General features: G+C 73.0%; 11 protein-coding genes and 1 pseudogene. 1 reads left to right on the top strand and 11 read right to left on the bottom strand.

Features of this window, described 5'->3' with window-relative positions; translation table 11 throughout:
* Positions 1 to 116 precede the first annotated feature (116 nt).
* The 7 genes and pseudogenes from tsaD to AC5LUJ_RS01970 all read right to left on the bottom strand — a co-directional run bounded on the left by tsaD (position 117) and on the right by AC5LUJ_RS01970 (position 9,218).
* A complete protein-coding gene (gene tsaD / locus AC5LUJ_RS02000) occupies positions 117 to 1,148 on the bottom strand; it encodes a tRNA (adenosine(37)-N6)-threonylcarbamoyltransferase complex transferase subunit TsaD (RefSeq protein ID WP_250286713.1) in 1,032 nt (343 codons plus the stop codon).
* Between the two features lie 235 nt (positions 1,149 to 1,383).
* Entirely contained in the window at positions 1,384 to 2,229 is an 846-nt protein-coding gene (rimI, locus tag AC5LUJ_RS01995; RefSeq protein ID WP_445548539.1) for a ribosomal protein S18-alanine N-acetyltransferase, read from the bottom strand.
* Between the two features lie 154 nt (positions 2,230 to 2,383).
* Entirely contained in the window at positions 2,384 to 3,340 is a 957-nt protein-coding gene (gene tsaB / locus AC5LUJ_RS01990) for a tRNA (adenosine(37)-N6)-threonylcarbamoyltransferase complex dimerization subunit type 1 TsaB (RefSeq protein ID WP_493464368.1), read from the bottom strand.
* A gap of 48 nt (positions 3,341 to 3,388) precedes the next feature.
* A complete protein-coding gene (tsaE, locus tag AC5LUJ_RS01985; RefSeq protein ID WP_493464367.1) occupies positions 3,389 to 4,237 on the bottom strand; it encodes a tRNA (adenosine(37)-N6)-threonylcarbamoyltransferase complex ATPase subunit type 1 TsaE in 849 nt (282 codons plus the stop codon).
* A 251-nt stretch (positions 4,238 to 4,488) separates the two neighbouring features.
* Entirely contained in the window at positions 4,489 to 5,724 is a 1,236-nt protein-coding gene (locus AC5LUJ_RS01980) for an alpha/beta fold hydrolase (protein WP_250282639.1), read from the bottom strand.
* A 206-nt stretch (positions 5,725 to 5,930) separates the two neighbouring features.
* A pseudogene (gene alr, locus AC5LUJ_RS01975) lies at positions 5,931 to 7,064 on the bottom strand (alanine racemase); the annotation flags it as partial.
* A gap of 630 nt (positions 7,065 to 7,694) precedes the next feature.
* Positions 7,695 to 9,218 (bottom strand): NAD(P)H-hydrate dehydratase, encoded by a 1,524-nt coding sequence (locus AC5LUJ_RS01970; RefSeq protein ID WP_493464366.1) that lies wholly within the window; start codon positions 9,216 to 9,218, stop codon positions 7,695 to 7,697.
* Between the two features lie 363 nt (positions 9,219 to 9,581).
* Here AC5LUJ_RS01970 and AC5LUJ_RS01965 point away from each other — a divergent pair, with 363 nt between their 5' ends.
* Positions 9,582 to 10,121 (top strand): SWIM zinc finger family protein, encoded by a 540-nt coding sequence (locus AC5LUJ_RS01965; protein WP_250282636.1) that lies wholly within the window; start codon positions 9,582 to 9,584, stop codon positions 10,119 to 10,121.
* A gap of 951 nt (positions 10,122 to 11,072) precedes the next feature.
* On the opposite strand, the gene glmS is transcribed toward AC5LUJ_RS01965, so the two are convergent.
* From glmS to rplM, 4 genes are all read right to left on the bottom strand, one after another.
* Entirely contained in the window at positions 11,073 to 13,004 is a 1,932-nt protein-coding gene (glmS, locus tag AC5LUJ_RS01960) for a glutamine--fructose-6-phosphate transaminase (isomerizing) (RefSeq protein WP_250292533.1), read from the bottom strand.
* 170 nt (positions 13,005 to 13,174) lie between these two features.
* Positions 13,175 to 14,521 carry a phosphoglucosamine mutase gene (gene glmM, locus AC5LUJ_RS01955; RefSeq protein WP_250292538.1) on the bottom strand — a complete coding sequence of 449 codons (1,347 nt, stop codon included), beginning with the start codon at positions 14,519 to 14,521 and terminating at the stop codon, positions 13,175 to 13,177.
* 400 nt (positions 14,522 to 14,921) lie between these two features.
* Positions 14,922 to 15,329: a 30S ribosomal protein S9 gene (gene rpsI / locus AC5LUJ_RS01950; protein WP_250282632.1), complete on the bottom strand. Its 408-nt coding sequence runs from the start codon at positions 15,327 to 15,329 to the stop codon at positions 14,922 to 14,924.
* 34 nt (positions 15,330 to 15,363) lie between these two features.
* The gene (gene rplM / locus AC5LUJ_RS01945; protein ID WP_250282630.1) at positions 15,364 to 15,807 is read right to left on the bottom strand and encodes a 50S ribosomal protein L13; all 444 of its coding nucleotides are present in this window, start codon (positions 15,805 to 15,807) and stop codon (positions 15,364 to 15,366) included.
* Between the last annotated feature and the right edge of the window lie 150 nt (positions 15,808 to 15,957).

The following is a 15,957-nucleotide window of genomic DNA, read 5'->3' as shown; positions in this document are numbered from 1 at the left end:
CACATACGCGTCACACCAGCCACAGCGTCCATCCTCGATATCCATCGGAGGCCGGATCGGCATGTGACCGAGAACACCACCCGGGCAACGGTCACGTCACCTGGGAAACGGCCCGGTCAGAGCGGGAGGGTCGAGGAGGCGGGGATGTCCAGCGGGGACGGGGGCATGCCGGCCTCGACCTGGAGGGAGCCGAGCGCGGCGACCATCGCGCCGTTGTCGGTGCACAGCCCGGGCCGGGGCACCCGCAGCGTGATGCCGGCGGCCTCGCAGCGGGCCGCCGCCAGCGCCCGCAGCCGGCTGTTCGCTGCCACCCCGCCGCCGATCACCAGCGTGTCCACGCCGTGGGCCCGGCAGGCCGCGACCGACTTCGCCGTCAGCACGTCCACCACCGCCTCCTGGAAGGACGCGGCGACGTCGGCGACCGGCACCGGCTCGCCGGCCCGCCCCCGCGCCTCCACCCACCGGGCCACCGCCGTCTTCAGCCCGCTGAAGGAGAAGTCGAAGGTGCCGTCGGACGCCTTGGCGCGCGGGAACGGGATCGTCGGGCTGCCGTCGCGGGCCGCCCGGTCAATGGGCGGGCCGCCCGGGAACGGCATGCCCAGCAGCCGGGCGACCTTGTCGTACGCCTCACCGGCGGCGTCGTCGACGGTCGCCCCGAGCGAGCTCACCTCGCCGCGGGCGAGATCCGGGATGAGCAGCAGCGACGAGTGCCCGCCGGAGACCAGCAACGCGATCGACGGCCCGGGCAGCGGCCCGTGCTCAAGGGTGTCGACCGCCACGTGCGCGGCCAGATGATGGACGCCGTAGAGCGGGACGCCGAGCGCGAGCGCGTACGCCTTGGCCGCGGCCACCCCGACCAGCAGCGCGCCGGCGAGGCCGGGGCCGGCGGTGACCGCGACCGCGTCCACGTCGCGGTGGCGCAGCCCCGCCTGGGACAGCGCCCGGTCCACCGTGGGCGCCATCGCCTCGAGGTGCGCGCGGGCGGCGATCTCGGGGATGACCCCGCCGTAGCGGGCGTGCTCGTCGGCGGAGGAGGCGAGTGTGTCCGCGAGCAGCACCCCGCCGCGGACCAGGCCCACCCCGGTCTCGTCGCAGGAGGTCTCGATCCCCAGCACCAGCGGCGCGTCCCCCGCGCGGCGCCCGCTCATCTCGACACCGCCGTGGTCCCCGTTCCCTCTCCCGTTGTCGGCGCCCTTCCCGTTGTCGGCGCCCTTCCCGTTGCCGGCGCCCTTCCCGTTGCCGGCGCCCTTCCCGTTGCCGGCGCCCTTCCCGTTGCCGGCGCCCTTCCCGTTGCCGGCGCCCTTCCCGTTGCCGGCGCCCTTCCCGTTGCCGGCGCCCTTCCCGTTGCCGGCACCGGCGCCGCTGTCGCCTCCGGCGCCGCCCTCACCTCGACACCGCCCGCTCGGCCGCGTCCAGCATCCTGCCGTAGTCACCGGTGTGTATCCGGTCGGCCGACATCACATAGGCGTCGGCTCCGGACGGCTGATAGTAGCCCCGGCGCACTCCGAGCTCGACGAACCCCAGCCGCCGGTACAGGGACTGGGCCACGGCATTGTCGGTGCGTACCTCCAGCTCGCAGCGGCGGGCGCCCCGGGCGCGGGCGTGGCGCAGCAGCGCGACCAGCAGCCGGGTGGCGACACCACCGCCACGGGCGTCCGCGGCGACCCCGAGAGTCTGTATGTAGGACTCGTCGTCATGGATGGCGAGCCCTCCGTAACCGATGACCCGGTCGTCGCGGACGGCGGCCAGATAGTGCCGCGCCGCGCCCTGGGCCAGCTCGGACCAGAACAGCTCGGGCGTCCACGCGTCCTCGGCGAAGATCTCCCGCTCCAGAGCGACGACGTCGCCAAGGTGCCACCAGCGCAGCGGCTCGAACTCGACATGGCCGGCCTGGCCGCGCCGGACGGCGTCCGCGGCGGAAGCGGCCCGCGCGGGAGGCAGCGTCTCCCCAGGAGGCACTGTGCCCGCGGAGGGCACTGCGTCCGCGGAAGGCACTGTCCCCGCTCCCCCGGCGGGAGCGGCGCCGTCCCCGGGAACGCTGTCTCCGTCCCCCGGGACGGAGACATCCCCGGGAACGCCAACTCCGTCATGGGGGCCGGCAACTCCGTCATGGGGGCCGGCAACGTCCTGCGGGCTTCTCGCGTCCGGACGGAGACCATCGGTGGCGGGAACATCGTTCCCGGTCTGCTGGACGTTGTCCGCGCCGTCCGGCGGTACGGGGGAGTTCACGATCGTTCTCCGGGTGGGGCCCAGGCGAGGGCAGGCCGATGATCGGACAGCCAGCGCGTCAGGACCGCCGCATCCGCCCGATGATCATTCATGCTGTCCGGGCAGCGCGCACGGCCGCTCCTCACCCGGGCGCTCGGATGGCCCGCCCGGGCGCTCATACGGCGACCGTTTTCGGTGGGTGCGGCTCGGCCGCGTCCGGCCGGCGCAGGTACAGCGGGACCAGCGGTGCCGGTGGCCGGCGGGCGAGGACATCGGCGGCGGCCAGCCGGGCGAGAACGACCGGTGAGGGATAGCCGGGATCGGCCGTCCGTGGCGGCCCGCAGCCCTGGGGCGGATCCGCGGCGACGCGGACGCCCACCGATGACGTCTCGCCGGACAGGACGCGGCCGGCTGCCGTCCGCGCACCCAGGTCCGTACCGGCCCGCGTGCCCGCTGCCGGGGCCGTTGCGGGAGCCGGCGGCGGCTGAGGGCCGGCGAGACCGGTGAACACATCCGGGTACAGCACGGCTCCCGGGCCGACCAGCCGGCTGACGGACATCTCGCGCAGCGTGTCGACGACGGCCTGTGGCCGGTCCACGAAGGGCCCGGCGACGCGGGCGCCGTCCTCATAGACCGCCCAGTAGACCTCACGGCGTCGCGCGTCGGTCGCCACGGCCACCCGGCCCGCGAGGGCGGCGCCGACACCGTCGAGCGAACAGACGCCATAGGCGGGCCTGCCGAGAGCGTCCGCGAACGCGCCGGCGGTCACCACCCCCACCCGCAGGCTCGTGAACGGGCCGGGCCCGATGCCCACCACCACACCGTCGAGATCGGCGGGACGTACCGCCGCCTCGTCGAGAACCTCCCGGACCAGCGGTACGAGCAGTTCGGCATGCCGCCGCGGATCGACGACCCGGCGCGCCGCCCGGCCTGTCACGACGACGGCCTGCCCGCCCGCGGCCGCCCCCGCCGCGGGCCCGCTGGCCGCGGCCGCCCCTGTGGGCTGCCCCGCTCCGGCCGGCACGACCGGCACAGCCGCCGCGGCCGACGTGCCGGGCGAGTACCCGTGAGCCACGTCGACGAGCGCGACGGAGCAGGCGGGTGTCGCCGTGTCAAGAGCGATGAGCAGCACGTCCGCCAGCCTAGCCGGTCACCAACCGCAAGATCGCCCCTTGATCCCTCACAGCCAGCCCGGCTCCGGCCGGTGCGGCCGGGCCGGCGAAGCCGGTGGAGTTGACGAAGCCGGTGGAGTTGGTGGAGCCGGCGGGCTCACGGTTGTCTGCGCTGATGATGGCAATGGCACCAACAACGACAGGCGCCGCGGCCAGTCCCCGCCGCTGCCGAGCAGACGGATCACGCGCCGCCCCCCGGCATCGGGCACCCCGCCCGTACCGGCGACGCCGGTGGCTTCCGCCCGGCCGGCGGTATCCACGCTGCCACCGGCATCCGCACCGGTGGGGGCGTCGCTGACGGAGGCGTCCGCGCCGGCGGGAACACCCACGCTGGCGCCGATATCCGTGCTGATATAGGTGCCCGTGGCGGGAGCCGCCGGCGCCGCGTCCTCGGGACGGGCGATCTCCACCCGCAGATGTGTGCCGGCCAGCCCCTCCACCAGGCCCGAGCCCCATTCGACCACGGTCACGGACTGCTCGACATCGGCGTCGAGATCGATGTCCTCGACCTCGGCGAGCCCGCCCAGGCGGTAGGCGTCCACATGCACCAGGGGCACCCGGCCGCCCGGGTGTACCCGGGCGATCACGAAGGTCGGGGAGGTGACCGCCCCGGCAACGCCCAGGCCCACGGCAACGCCCTGGACAAAAACGGTCTTGCCGGCGCCGAGCGGCCCGGCCAGGATCACGAGGTCGCCCGCGCGCAGCACGGCGGCCAGCTGCCTGCCCGCCTCGCGGGTACTGTCGGCGTCCGCGGCCTCGACCACCAGACCGCCATCCTCGGCTCTGATCGCAACGCTGGCGCGAAGGGACTCACCAGTGCGCAGCCAAGGGGGCAGTGGTGTATCCGGGCCACTCACAACGTCCACCTCACGAGATCACGTTCATACCTGTCGCACGCACGCCGTCACGTGCAGGCCGTCACGTGCAGGCCGTCACGTGCACGCCCGCGGGCCACAACTTCGTCCCCACGGATGCTGTGGGTGCCGCCCGCCGCCCGCGTCCTGCCGGTTTCGTTCGTTCCCATTACACACAGACATCAACATCAGGGCTGGTCAGGACCGCCTGGACGACGTCGCTGTCGTGCCCACGGGCGTCCGCCGCGGAGCGCTCATGCGTGGATGTCGTCTATGCCGTGCTCCCGAGGGGCGGGCACGACCGGGTTGTCCGGGGGTGGCCGATGGGCCCTCGCCCGCTGGACGAGGGTACGTAATGCCGCGTTGACCTCGTCCGGACGCTCCAGCGGGACGCTGTGGCCGGCGCCGGGTACGACCACCAGATCCGCCTCGGGGAGCGCCGCGGCGAGCGTGCGGCTGTGCTCCACCGGGGTCATCACGTCGGCGTCACCGACGAGGATCAGTGTCGGCGTCGCCACCAGCACCGCCGCGGCAAGCAGCTTGTCATAAGAGATCAGCGCGGGCAGGAAGGCCGCGACCACGTGCAGTGGCGTGGCGGCTATCGTCTTCTCCAGGAACGACACCACGGCCGGCTCCACCTCGTTCGAGCCGAAGCCGATCCGGCGGGTGATGACCCAGGCGAGGTCACCGCCATGGCGGCGTCCCCGTTCCAGCAGCGACGGAGCGTAGCGCATACCGATCGCGAGGCCGGGCAGGCAGGCCCGCAGTGCCAGCGTGGCCGTCGCGGGCAGACCGAAGGTGACCGTCGCCAGGCCGCCGGCGCTGGTCGACACGAGCGCGACCCCGACGATCCGGTCCTCGAACAGCTCCGGATGGGCGTCGGCCAACGCGAGGATCGTCATCCCGCCCATCGAGTGCCCGACGAGCAGCACCGGGCCGGTCGGCACCACCTCGCCGAGCACCCGGTACAGATCGTCACCAAGCTGCTCGATCGTGCACCCCGCGAGATCCGAGGGGCCCGAGGCACCATGCGCCCGCTGGTCGTAGAACACCAGCCGGCCGCAGCCGGCCAGGTCCCGGCGCTGGAACGTCCAGCAGTCGAGGCTGACGCAGAAGCCGTGGACGAACACGAGGGTGAGCGGCGCGTCGGCGTCACCGACGATCTCCACATGTAACGGCACCCCGTCGGAGGTGATCACCGTGGCCGGCCGCCCGCCGACCGGGTCGACCGGGTCGACCGGGTCCTTCTCGGCCGCGCCGGCCCGCTCGGCACGGATGCGTGCCAGCCGCCGTTCCGCCGCCGTACCTATGACGGCCGCCGTGACCAGGCCCGTGACCCCCGCCGCACGCACTGCCCGCGTCCGGGTGACGGCACGGCTCGCCCGGACGACACCGCCGCCGATGCCGAGGAACCGGCCGGCCATCATGGCCCGCGCGGCGCCGCCCGCACCGTCCGCTCCTACATCCTCTGTTGCCTGGGACGTGCTCATGACGGAAGCCGTCCTGACGCTGACGGGCCGGCGCCGGGAAGACCCGGACCGGACGAACCGGCGCCGAACGAACCAGCGCTGGACGAACCGGCGTCAGACTGACTGACAGCGGGCGGCGGGCTGCCGGTCACCCCGGGAGCGGGCCGGCCGGTGTCCGGCATGCCCGCGCCCCACCGACCGGTGTCCCGCGGCCCGCCGGAGGCGTTCAGGTGAATGCGGGGCACCCGGGCGCCAATCCTGGTGACGATCTCGTAGCTGATCGTGTCGAGAGCGTCCGCCCAGTCCTGCGCGGTGGGCTCGCCGTGCTCCCCGGGCCCGAACAGGATCACCTGGTCGCCGGCCTGGACCGGATCATCGCCGACGTCGACCACGAACTGGTCCATGCAGACGGTTCCGGCTATCCGCCGGCGCCGGCCCGCGAGCAGCACCTCGGCGGTGTTGCCGGCCGCCCGCGGGACGCCGTCGGCGTACCCGAGCGGCACCAGCCCAAGGGTCGACGCCGTGGCGGTGGTGTACCGGTGGGCATAGGACACGCCGCTGCCCGCCGGCACCCGTTTGGCCAGCGCGAGCCGGGCGGTCAACGTCATGGCCGGCCGCAGGCCCAGGGCCGCGGGCGGACCGACCTGCGGCCCCGGTGACAGCCCGTACACGGATATCCCCGGACGCACCATGTCGAAATGGGCGTCCGGGCTGACCAGGGTCGCCGCCGAATTGGCCAGATGACGCACCTGCGGACGCAGACCGGCCTTCTCGGCGATGGTGACCGCGTCGGTGAAACGCCCGATCTGGCCGCGGACGGTCGGATGGCCGGGCGAGTCGGCGAAGGCCAGATGGCTCCACACGCCGGTCACCTCGATCAGGTCCTCGGCGACCAGCGCCGCCGCCGCGTCGCACAGGGACGGCCAGTCCGCCTCGGTGGCGCCGCTCCGGCCCAGGCCGGTGTCGGCCTTGAGGTGGACGCGGGCTCGCCGGCCGGTGTGCCGGGCAGCCTCGGCGATCTCCGCCAGCATCCAGGGAGCCGACGCGGAGAGGTCGATGTCGGCGGCGAGCGCGTCAGCGAGCGGTTCCCCCGGGGCGGTGAGCCAGGCGAAGACCGGGACGCTGCAGCCGGCGGCGCGCAGCGCGAGCCCTTCTTCGATGACGGCGACCCCGAGCCAGCTCGCGCCCGCCTCCACGGCGGCACGCGCGCACGCGGACATCCCGTGCCCGTAGCCGTCGCTCTTCACCACCGCCATGGTCGCGGCGTTCCCGGCGCGGGCGACCAGGGCTGCCACCGACTCACGGACCGCGTCCAGGTCCACGATGGCACAGGCGCGCAAGCCTTCACTCTGCGTTGTCATCCGGAGCCTTCCTGACCTGTCCGGCCAGTTGTGCCGACCCGTGTCGGGATGTCGCGGCGCGCCGCACCTCGACGGTAACAAGATCTTCCGAGTCGCCGGTGCTCCGGCAGGAGACCCTGAGATCATCTCACCTCACCTCGTCGCGGCCGGTGGGCCGTGGCGTGTTGCGACGCTCGGGCCCGGCGGGTGGCCCGGTGCCGGCCACCGGGCTCGTCGTCGGTAGCCCCGGCCGGATGGCCGGAATGCCAGCGCCGGGATGTCGATGACAGCACAGCCGACGGCACCGTGCCGAGGCCACCGGCCGGGGCTGTGGACAACTGCCGGCTCGCTGCTGGTTATCCACAGATACGCCGCGAGGCTGGCGCGCCAGGGACGCGGAGCGCACCGTCGAGGCACGCCCTGGGCGGCTCGCCCAGGCGGCAACGGACAGCACGAGCGCTTTTCCACACCCGGGATCCCCGCCGGCCACCGGCTGCCCTCCGGCGCTCCGGCTGCCGGTCCGATACGCCACGGGAACCGGGCCACGAAGTCGCGGCAACCGGAATTCACTGATCACCAACAGGAGGGATCATGCGACGGACAGGACGGCGGGCAGGAGAAGCCACGGCCGTCGACGCCGACGGCCGGCCGTCACCGCGTCCGGCGCTGCCGCAGCAGCGCGGGCAGGTCGGACGCCGCCAGCGGATGGCCCGCGCGCGCGGCCGCTCGGCCGTGCAGGTGGGCGCCCACGCTGCCAGCGTCCAGCGCGTCGCTGCCGCCGGCGAGCAACGAGCCGCACAGGCCGGTCAGGACGTCCCCGCTGCCGGCCGTGGCAAGCCATGGCGTGCCCGTGGTGTTCACCCGCGCCCGCCCGTCCCGGTCGACGACCAGGGTGCGGCTGCCCTTCAGCAGGACGGTCACGCCGAGTTCGGCGGCGCAGCGGCGCACCACCGCGAGCCGGTCCGCGGCCAGTTCGCCCACGGTCGTCTCCGCGTCCCAGCCGAGTGCCGCCGCGAGCCGGACGAACTCGCCTTCGTGCGGTGTGAGCAGGGCCGGCGCGGCGCGCTCCCGCAGCGCGCGGGCGCTGCGGGCATCCTGGGCCAACACGCCCAGAGCGCCGGCGTCGAGCAGCACGGGAACGTCGGTGGCCAGCAGGGCGGCCACTATCCGGGCGGTGTGTCCGTCCGCGGGCAGCCCCGGGCCGACGGCCCATGCCTGTACCCGTCCGGCCGCGAGGACGGCGTCGGCGTCACCGGGGCCGATCTCGGTGACCACCGCTTCGGGATGCGCCCGGCGCACGTGGTCGGCGGCCACCCTGGTGCTCACCACCCGCAGGTAGCCCGCGGCCGCGCGCAGCGCCCCGCCGGTGGCGAGCACGGCCGCGCCCGGGTAGCTGTCGCTGCCCGCGACCAGGCCGAGCACCCCGCGGGTGTACTTGGAGTCCGTCGGCACGGGGACGGGCCGGAGGCGGTCCGCGTCGGCGTCGTCCAGCGCGACAAGGTCCGCGGCCGGGAGAGTGAGGCCGATGTCGACCAGCTCCACCTCGCCCGCGTGCTCCGCCCCGGCCCCGACCAGCAGGCCAGGCTTGTAGGTGCCGAAGGTCACCGTGCTGCTCGCGCGGACCGCCGGGCCGACCACCGCCCCGGTGTCGCTGTCCACCCCGCTCGGGACGTCCACGGCGACGGTCCGTTCCCGGGGGGCGCGTACCGCCAGCCGGGCGTGCCCGGGCCGCAGGCCGCCTCTGCCACCGATGCCGAGCAGGCCGTCGAGGACGAGGTCGGCCGCTGCGAGCAGCCGCGCGGCCGTGTCGTCACCGGCCGGCGTCCCAGGTCCTGGTGGCTGCTCGTCAGCCGCTTCTGGCCCGGGCAGCGTGTGCAGGCGGCCGCCCGCGGCGAGCAGCGCCGCCGTCCCGGCGGAATGTGTCCGGCCCGGGGCGAGCGCGTCCACCCGGGCGCCCCGGGCGGCCAGCCGCGCGCCCGTCCACAGCGCGTCGCCGCCGTTGTCGCCGCCACCGGCCAGCACGACGACCCGGGCGCCGTACACCCGCCCGAGCCGGCGGGCCGCGTGGGACAGCAGCCCGTGCACGGCCCGCTGCATCAGCAGGCCCGGAGGCAGGCTGGCGAGCAGCCGCGCCTCGGCCTGACGGACCTGAGCGACCGTGTGCGCAGACCTCATGCCGCCATGCTCCCGTCTTCCCCAGCGGGCCGTCCCGCCCATCCCGTCGATACCTGCTGGTACCCATGGAGGCGATGCCTTCGGCAGACGGCCGGTGGCCACGTCACGGCGCCCGCGGCCGGCCTTCCGCGACGGCGGGCGCCACAGCCGCGCGCCCGAGCCTCCCACGCACGATCACGACGGCGGTTCGTGCCACGGCCGGTCACCGGCCGCGGCCGTGGCGCGGGCGCACGGCCGTCGCGAGACCACGTCGGCCGTCAGCCGCGGCCGCGGGCGCGGGCCAGGACGCGCACCATGGCCGTGAGCTGTGGCAGACCGCCAGGGCCCCGCACCCGTAGACGGTATGTCTCGTAGAATTACCCGATGATCGTCAACCAGTCGGGGCCAAACGGACATGACGACATCGCCATCACACCGTTGCACGCAGTCTTCGACGAGGACGAGTGCGCACGCCTCGCGGGCCTGGGCGAGTTCACCCGTGGCGTCGCTCTCGCGCTGCAGGGACGGGTCGGCGACCTGAGAATCCGCCCGAGCAGCGCGTCCGGCACCGTGGACGGCGACCAGCTCACCCACACCCAGCTCTCGGTGATCGACGGAACACCGGGCTCGACCTGCACCTGTCCGACCGGCGCCGTCGAACAGTTCTGCGCGCACGCCGTCGCGCTGGCGCTGGTGGCCACGGGTGCCATCGACCCCAACGAGGACAGCGACGACGTCGACCACACCGACGACGGCTTCTACGACGCCGACGGCCAGCCCATCGACCTGCGTGACTTCCTCGAGAGCCTGGACGGGCCGGCACTGGTCGACCTGGTGGTCGACCTCGCCGCCGTCAACGACATTCTGGCCATGGACCTACGCGAGGCCGCGGCGCGCTGGCGGCGTCCGCACCCGACCGGATGAGCCCGAGGGCCGGCCCGGCCCGAACCAGGCCCACCGGCCACGGGCTGTGGCGGGTTCATCGACATCCGCCGACAGCGACCTCCTACCCGGCAGGCCCAGCAGACGACCGGACAGATGACCAGAAGGGATGCTTTCTCCCGGCAGCCCATCGCCTTCGGTGGCAGCCTGTCGCCGCGGACGCGGGGTCACGGCGCCCGCGGCGACGGTCGGCAGTCCCGCCGGACACGGGACCTGGACCGCCAGGGTGGGGCGTGCGCGAACGGCCGGACGATCCAGCCGTATGACCCTGATGATCATCGGCTGGCCGGGCCACCCGCGGACACGCCCGCGGCACGGACGGCGGCAGCGGCCGTTGGCCTGCCATGGGCCGGACGCCCGCGGCTGACCACAGCCAGCGAAGCAAGCGGCGGCGCGATCACGTCCTTCCCGCGCCCGCTGAGCCCGCCGGATCCGCTCCACCGGCAGGGCGAGCCCGGGAACCGGCCCGGCCGCCCCGGGAATCCGCGGGAGCTGGGCCGCCCGGGCCGCTCGCGGGAGCCGGCGCATCTGGTTCTGTTCCCCTTACGGCCCTCGGGCGGCGCTCCTCATGCCCGGGGAGCCGGCCAGTCCGTCCGTGAGCCTGGAGAAAGTTTCTTAGCCGACACTGTTTCAGGTCAACAGAAGAACATCAATCGACGCGATTTGTCGCCGAACTCACTCTGAAAACCAAATATCCGACAACTTGTCGTGCGGCTCTCGGCGATCCCTTGATGAATCCTCAACAGGACCTCAGCAGGCCAGCGGAACGGATCAGCGGCGAGGCCCGGCGAAGATATGCCCTCGAGCACCTGGATGCGCCGGGCCAGCATATCCGCCGCCCCGGCGCCGCATCTTCCACCATCCGGAGCCTCACCACCCGGAGCCTCTCGTGGCCCGGCCGGCATGGGCTTCGAGAGGCTCCGGATACGGCGGCTATTCGACGGTGACGGACTTGGCGAGGTTGCGCGGCTGGTCGACGTCGAGGCCGCGGGCAAGGGCCAGCTCGCAGGCGAAGACCTGCAACGGCAGCGTCGTCACCAGCGGGGCGAACAGGGTCGGCGTCGCCGGCACCCGGATCAGGTGCTCGGCATAGGGCTCCACGACGGTGTCACCCTCCTCGGCGATGACGATGGTCCGGGCACCGCGGGCCCGGACCTCCTGGATGTTGGAAACAATCTTGCTGTGCAGGTGCGAACGCCCCCGCGGGGACGGCGCCACGATGACAACCGGCAGCCCCTGCTCGACGAGCGCGATCGGGCCGTGCTTGAGCTCCCCGGCGGGGAAGCCCTCCGCGTGCATGTAGGCGAGCTCCTTGAGCTTGAGAGCGCCCTCGAGAGCGACCGGGTAGCCGACATGCCGGCCGAGGAAGAGCACGGCCCTGGCGTCGGCGAGGGTGCGCGCGAGCGCCCGCATCGGTTCGATCGTGGCCAGGGTCTCGCCCACCAGGGCCGGCATGGCCTGCAGCTTCTCGACGTACCGGGCGACCTCGTCGCCGTAGAGCACCCCCCGGACCTGCGCCAGGTACAGCCCGACCAGCAGGCACGCGGCCACCTGGCCGAGGAAGGTCTTCGTCGAGGCCACCCCGACCTCGGGGCCGCAGCGGGTGTACAGGACGGCGTCGGACTCCCGCGGGATCGTCGACCCGTTCGTGTTGCAGATCGCCAGCACCCGGGCCTTCTGCTCCCGCGCGTGCTTGACCGCCATCAGGGTGTCCAGCGTCTCACCGCTCTGGCTGATGGCGATGACCAGCGTGGAACGGTCCAGGACCGGGTCGCGGTAACGGAACTCCGAGGCCATCTCCACCTCGCAGGGCAGCCGCGTCCAGTGCTCGATGGCGTACTTGGCGATGAGCCCGGCGTGGTAGGCCGTGCCACAGGCGACGATGAACACCTTGTCCACATCACGGAAGTCCTGGGCGGACAGGCGCTCCTCGTCGAGGACGATCTCGGCGTCGCCGGACAGACGGCCGCGCAGGGTGTCGGCGAGGGCGGCCGGCTGCTCGCTGATCTCCTTGAGCATGAAGTAGGGGTGGCCGCCCTTCTCCGCGGCGCTGGCGTCCCAGCCGACGTGGTACGGGCGTCCCTCGACCTGGTTGCCGGCGAAGTCGGTGATGGTCACGCCGTCGCGGCGGGCCTCGACGATCTGGTCCTGGCCGATCTCCACGGCGCTGCGGGTGTGCGCGATGAAAGCCGCGACGTCACTGGCCAGGAAGGCCTCGCCGGCACCGACACCGACTACGAGCGGGCTGTTACGCCGCGCCCCGACCACCACGTCGGGATGGTCCCGGTGCACCACGACCAGCGTGAAGGCGCCTTCCAGGCGGCGGCACACCCGGCGGAATGCCTCGGTCAGCCGGCTCGCCCCGGCCGCTGCGGCCTCCTCGCCGGGCCCGGCGGCCCCAGCCCCCCCGGCCGCTGCCGCGGGCCCGTCCGAGGCGTTCACCGTGGCGAGCTCGTCCTCCAGCAGGTGCGCGACGACCTCGGTGTCGGTCTCGCTGACGAGCTCGTGTCCGTCGCGCTCCAGGCCGGCCCGCAGGCTCGCGAAATTCTCGATGATCCCATTGTGGATCACGGCGATGGCACCGGTGCAGTCGGTGTGCGGATGCGCGTTGCCGTCCGTCGGCCCGCCGTGCGTCGCCCAGCGGGTATGGCCGATACCGACGGTTCCCTGTGGACTGGTCTCCGATTCGGCGAGCGCCTTTTCCAGGTTGGCCAGTTTGCCCGCTCTGCGCAGAGTACGCAGCCCGCCGTCGACGACCACGGCCACGCCCGCCGAGTCGTAGCCCCGGTATTCCAGCCGGCGAAGCCCGGCCAGAGCCACCTCGAGCGCGGGCTGTCCCCCGATGTACCCGATGATCCCACACATGCGGTCAGCGTACGCAATCAGCGGCCCGCGCCCACCGGGGAGGACTCATTACACGCCTTTGCGTCTACTGGTGGTGATAGCGGTGTTCGCTGCCGGTAATAACGCTTCGGACGCAGGCAGGGCCCGCGGGCACCACGCCGGGCATCCCGGCAGGCGCCTCGCGGGGTGTCTCAGCCCAGGGCGCCGCGGACGACCGCCGCCAGGCGGGTGGCGACCCTCCGGGCCTGCTCCCCGGTCGGCGCCTCCACCATGACCCGGACCAGCGGCTCCGTGCCGGACGGGCGCAGCAGGACCCGGCCGTCGTCCCCGAGTTCGGCCTCGGCCGCGGCGACCGCGGCGGCGAGCTCCGGTGACGTGGACACCTTCGACCGGTCCACACCCGGGACGTTGACGAGCACCTGCGGCAGCCTTGTCATGACCTTGGCGAGCTCCGCGAGCGGACGTTGTGTCTCGGTCATCCGGCCGAGCACCTGCAGGGCGGTCAGCAGCCCGTCCCCGGTCGTCGCGTGCTGGAGGAAGACGACGTGCCCGCTCTGTTCCCCACCGAGGGCGAGCCCCCGTTCACGCATGGCCTCCAGGACGTAGCGGTCGCCGACCGGGGTCGCGACCACGTGGATCCCGGCGTCCCGCATCGCGTGGTGGAAGCCCAGGTTCGACATCACCGTCACCACGACCGTGTCGTCGGTGAGCTTGCCGTGCTCGCGCAGCCCCAGCGCGGACAGGGCGAGGATCTGGTCGCCGTCGACGATCTCGCCGTTGGCGTCCACGGCCAGGCAGCGGTCGGCGTCGCCGTCGTGCGCGATACCGACGTCGGCGCCGTGCTCGAGCACCGCCGCCTGGAGCGCCTGCAGATGGGTGGCGCCGCAGCCGTCGTTGATCCGGGTGCCGTCACCGTCCGCGTGCAGGGCGATCACGTCGGCCCCGGCGTCCCGCAGCACGCGCGGCGCCAGCGTGTACGCGGCCCCCTGCGCGCAGTCGACCACGACCCGCAGGCCGGTCAGCGCGACGGGAACGGCCGCCAGCAGGAACCGCGCGTACCGTTCGACAAGGTCCTGATCGTCACGGATCCGGCCGATGGCCGCACCGGTGGGACGGTTGGGCACCGGCGCGGCGAGGCGTTCGGCGATCTCGTCCTCGATCTCGTCCGGCAGCTTCTGCCCGCCCGCGGCGAACAGTTTGATGCCGTTGTCCGGCATCGGGTTGTGGCTCGCCGAGAGCATCACGCCGAGGTCCGCCCCCGAGCTGGCGACCGCGTGCGCCACCGTGGGCGTGGGGACCACCCCGATGCGCAGCACGTCCGCACCGGCCGACGCGAGCCCCGCGACGACCGCCGCCTCCAGGAACTCCCCCGAGGGACGGGTGTCCCGCCCGACCACCACGGCCGGGCGCCCGGAGCCGGCTGGACGGTGCTCGGTGAGCACCCTCACGGCCGCTGCCGACAGCCCCAGCGCCAGTTCGGCCGTAAGATCGACGTTGGCGACTCCGCGAACGCCGTCGGTACCGAAAAGCCTCACCATAGTGGTCACCGCCGTCAGTTCATCCCGTGTCGGACGCCGCCCGCGGACCGCGGTCCCGCCGGATTCCCCGGGACCTGCCGAGGGCGTGAGAAAGACCATGGCCGCGCGCTCTTGCGGGCCACCGGCATCGTGACGGCCCGTGGGCACGCGAGGAAAAGCACGAACGCGCTCTTCGTACACGCTCCTTCGCCTGGCGGATGCCCTGGGACTCCCGGATGCGCGCGAAAAGACTCGATCACGCGTTCGCCATCCTGGAGAGACGCTCCGGAGTACGCGACCACGTGATGAGAAGCATAGCCGCGCACTCCGCAGCCCGGGCGGATGCCACGCGGGCTACGGAGCGCGCAAACAATATTCCGAACGAACAGGACGAAGGCGGGTGGCGGTCCGTCCCGGAACGTCAGCGCTTGCTGTACTGAGGTGCCTTCCGGGCCTTCTTCAGGCCGTACTTCTTCCGTTCCTTGACCCGGGCATCCCTGGTCAGGAAACCGGCCTTCTTCAGCACCGGGCGGGATTCCTCCTCAGCGGTGATCAGCGCCCGGGCGAGCGCGAGCCGCAGTGCGCCGGCCTGGCCGGAGACCCCACCGCCGTGCAGCCGGGCGACCACGTCGTAGGACTCGGCCCGGTCCACCGCCTTGAGCGGCTCGTTGACCAGCTGCTGGTGCACCTTGTTGGGGAAGTAGTCCTCCAGGGAGCGCCCGTTGAGAATCCACTTGCCGCTGCCCGGCAGCAGGCGTACCCGGACAACAGCCTCCTTGCGCCGGCCGGTGGCGCGGGGATTGCCCTGGGCGTCGGTCACGACAGCCACGTCGTCTGTCCTTCCTGGTCAGATGGTCCGCGGCTTACTGCGCGACCTGGGTGATTGCAAACGGCTGGGGCTGCTGGGCCTGGTGCGGATGCGTCGGCCCGGCGTAGACCTTCAGCTTGGTGCCCTGCGCCCGGCCCAGCTTGCTCTTCGGCAGCATGCCCTTGATGGCTTTCTCGATGATGAGCTGCGGCCGGGTGTCCAGCAGCGACCCGTAGGAGACGCTGCGCAGACCGCCGGGATAGCCGGAGTGGCGGTGGTATTTGGCCTGCTCGCGCTTGTTGCCGCTGAGGGCCACCTTGCCGGCGTTCACGATGATGACGAAGTCGCCGGTGTCGATGTGCGGAGCGAACGTCGGCTTGTGCTTGCCACGCAACAGCTGGGCGGCCTGGCTGGCCAGCCTGCCGAGCACCACGTCCGTGGCATCGATGACATGCCAGGCACGCTGGACGTCTGTGGGCTTGGGCTGGTACGTGCGCACAGGTCTGCCTTTTCTTGTCAGCGGATGCGTATCGTGCCTGCGAACCGCTCAGATGAGTGGCTCAGAAGCCGCCGGCTGCGCCAGGACGCGCGGCCAACACAGGCCTCGCCACCTGACAGGAGCGGCAGTCCTTGAGGCTACCAGGCGATC

The sequence above is a fragment of the Protofrankia sp. CiP1_Cm_nod3 genome, from assembly GCF_982290655.1.
The sequence above is the reverse complement of the archived record's forward strand: the minus strand, read 5'-3'. Positions and strand labels throughout refer to the sequence as shown.

Bases quoted from the DNA above. Each gene is read 5' to 3' on its own strand.
- glmM (WP_250292538.1), bottom strand. From the start codon at position 14,521: ATGGTGAGGCTTTTCGGTACCGACGGCGTTCGCGGAGTCGCCAACGTC.
- AC5LUJ_RS01965 (WP_250282636.1), top strand. From the start codon at position 9,582: ATGATCGTCAACCAGTCGGGGCCAAACGGACATGACGACATCGCCATC.
- AC5LUJ_RS01980 (WP_250282639.1), bottom strand. From the start codon at position 5,724: ATGAGCACGTCCCAGGCAACAGAGGATGTAGGAGCGGACGGTGCGGGC.
- glmS (WP_250292533.1), bottom strand. From the start codon at position 13,004: ATGTGTGGGATCATCGGGTACATCGGGGGACAGCCCGCGCTCGAGGTG.
- tsaD (WP_250286713.1), bottom strand. From the start codon at position 1,148: ATGAGCGGGCGCCGCGCGGGGGACGCGCCGCTGGTGCTGGGGATCGAG.
- AC5LUJ_RS01970 (WP_493464366.1), bottom strand. From the start codon at position 9,218: ATGAGGTCTGCGCACACGGTCGCTCAGGTCCGTCAGGCCGAGGCGCGG.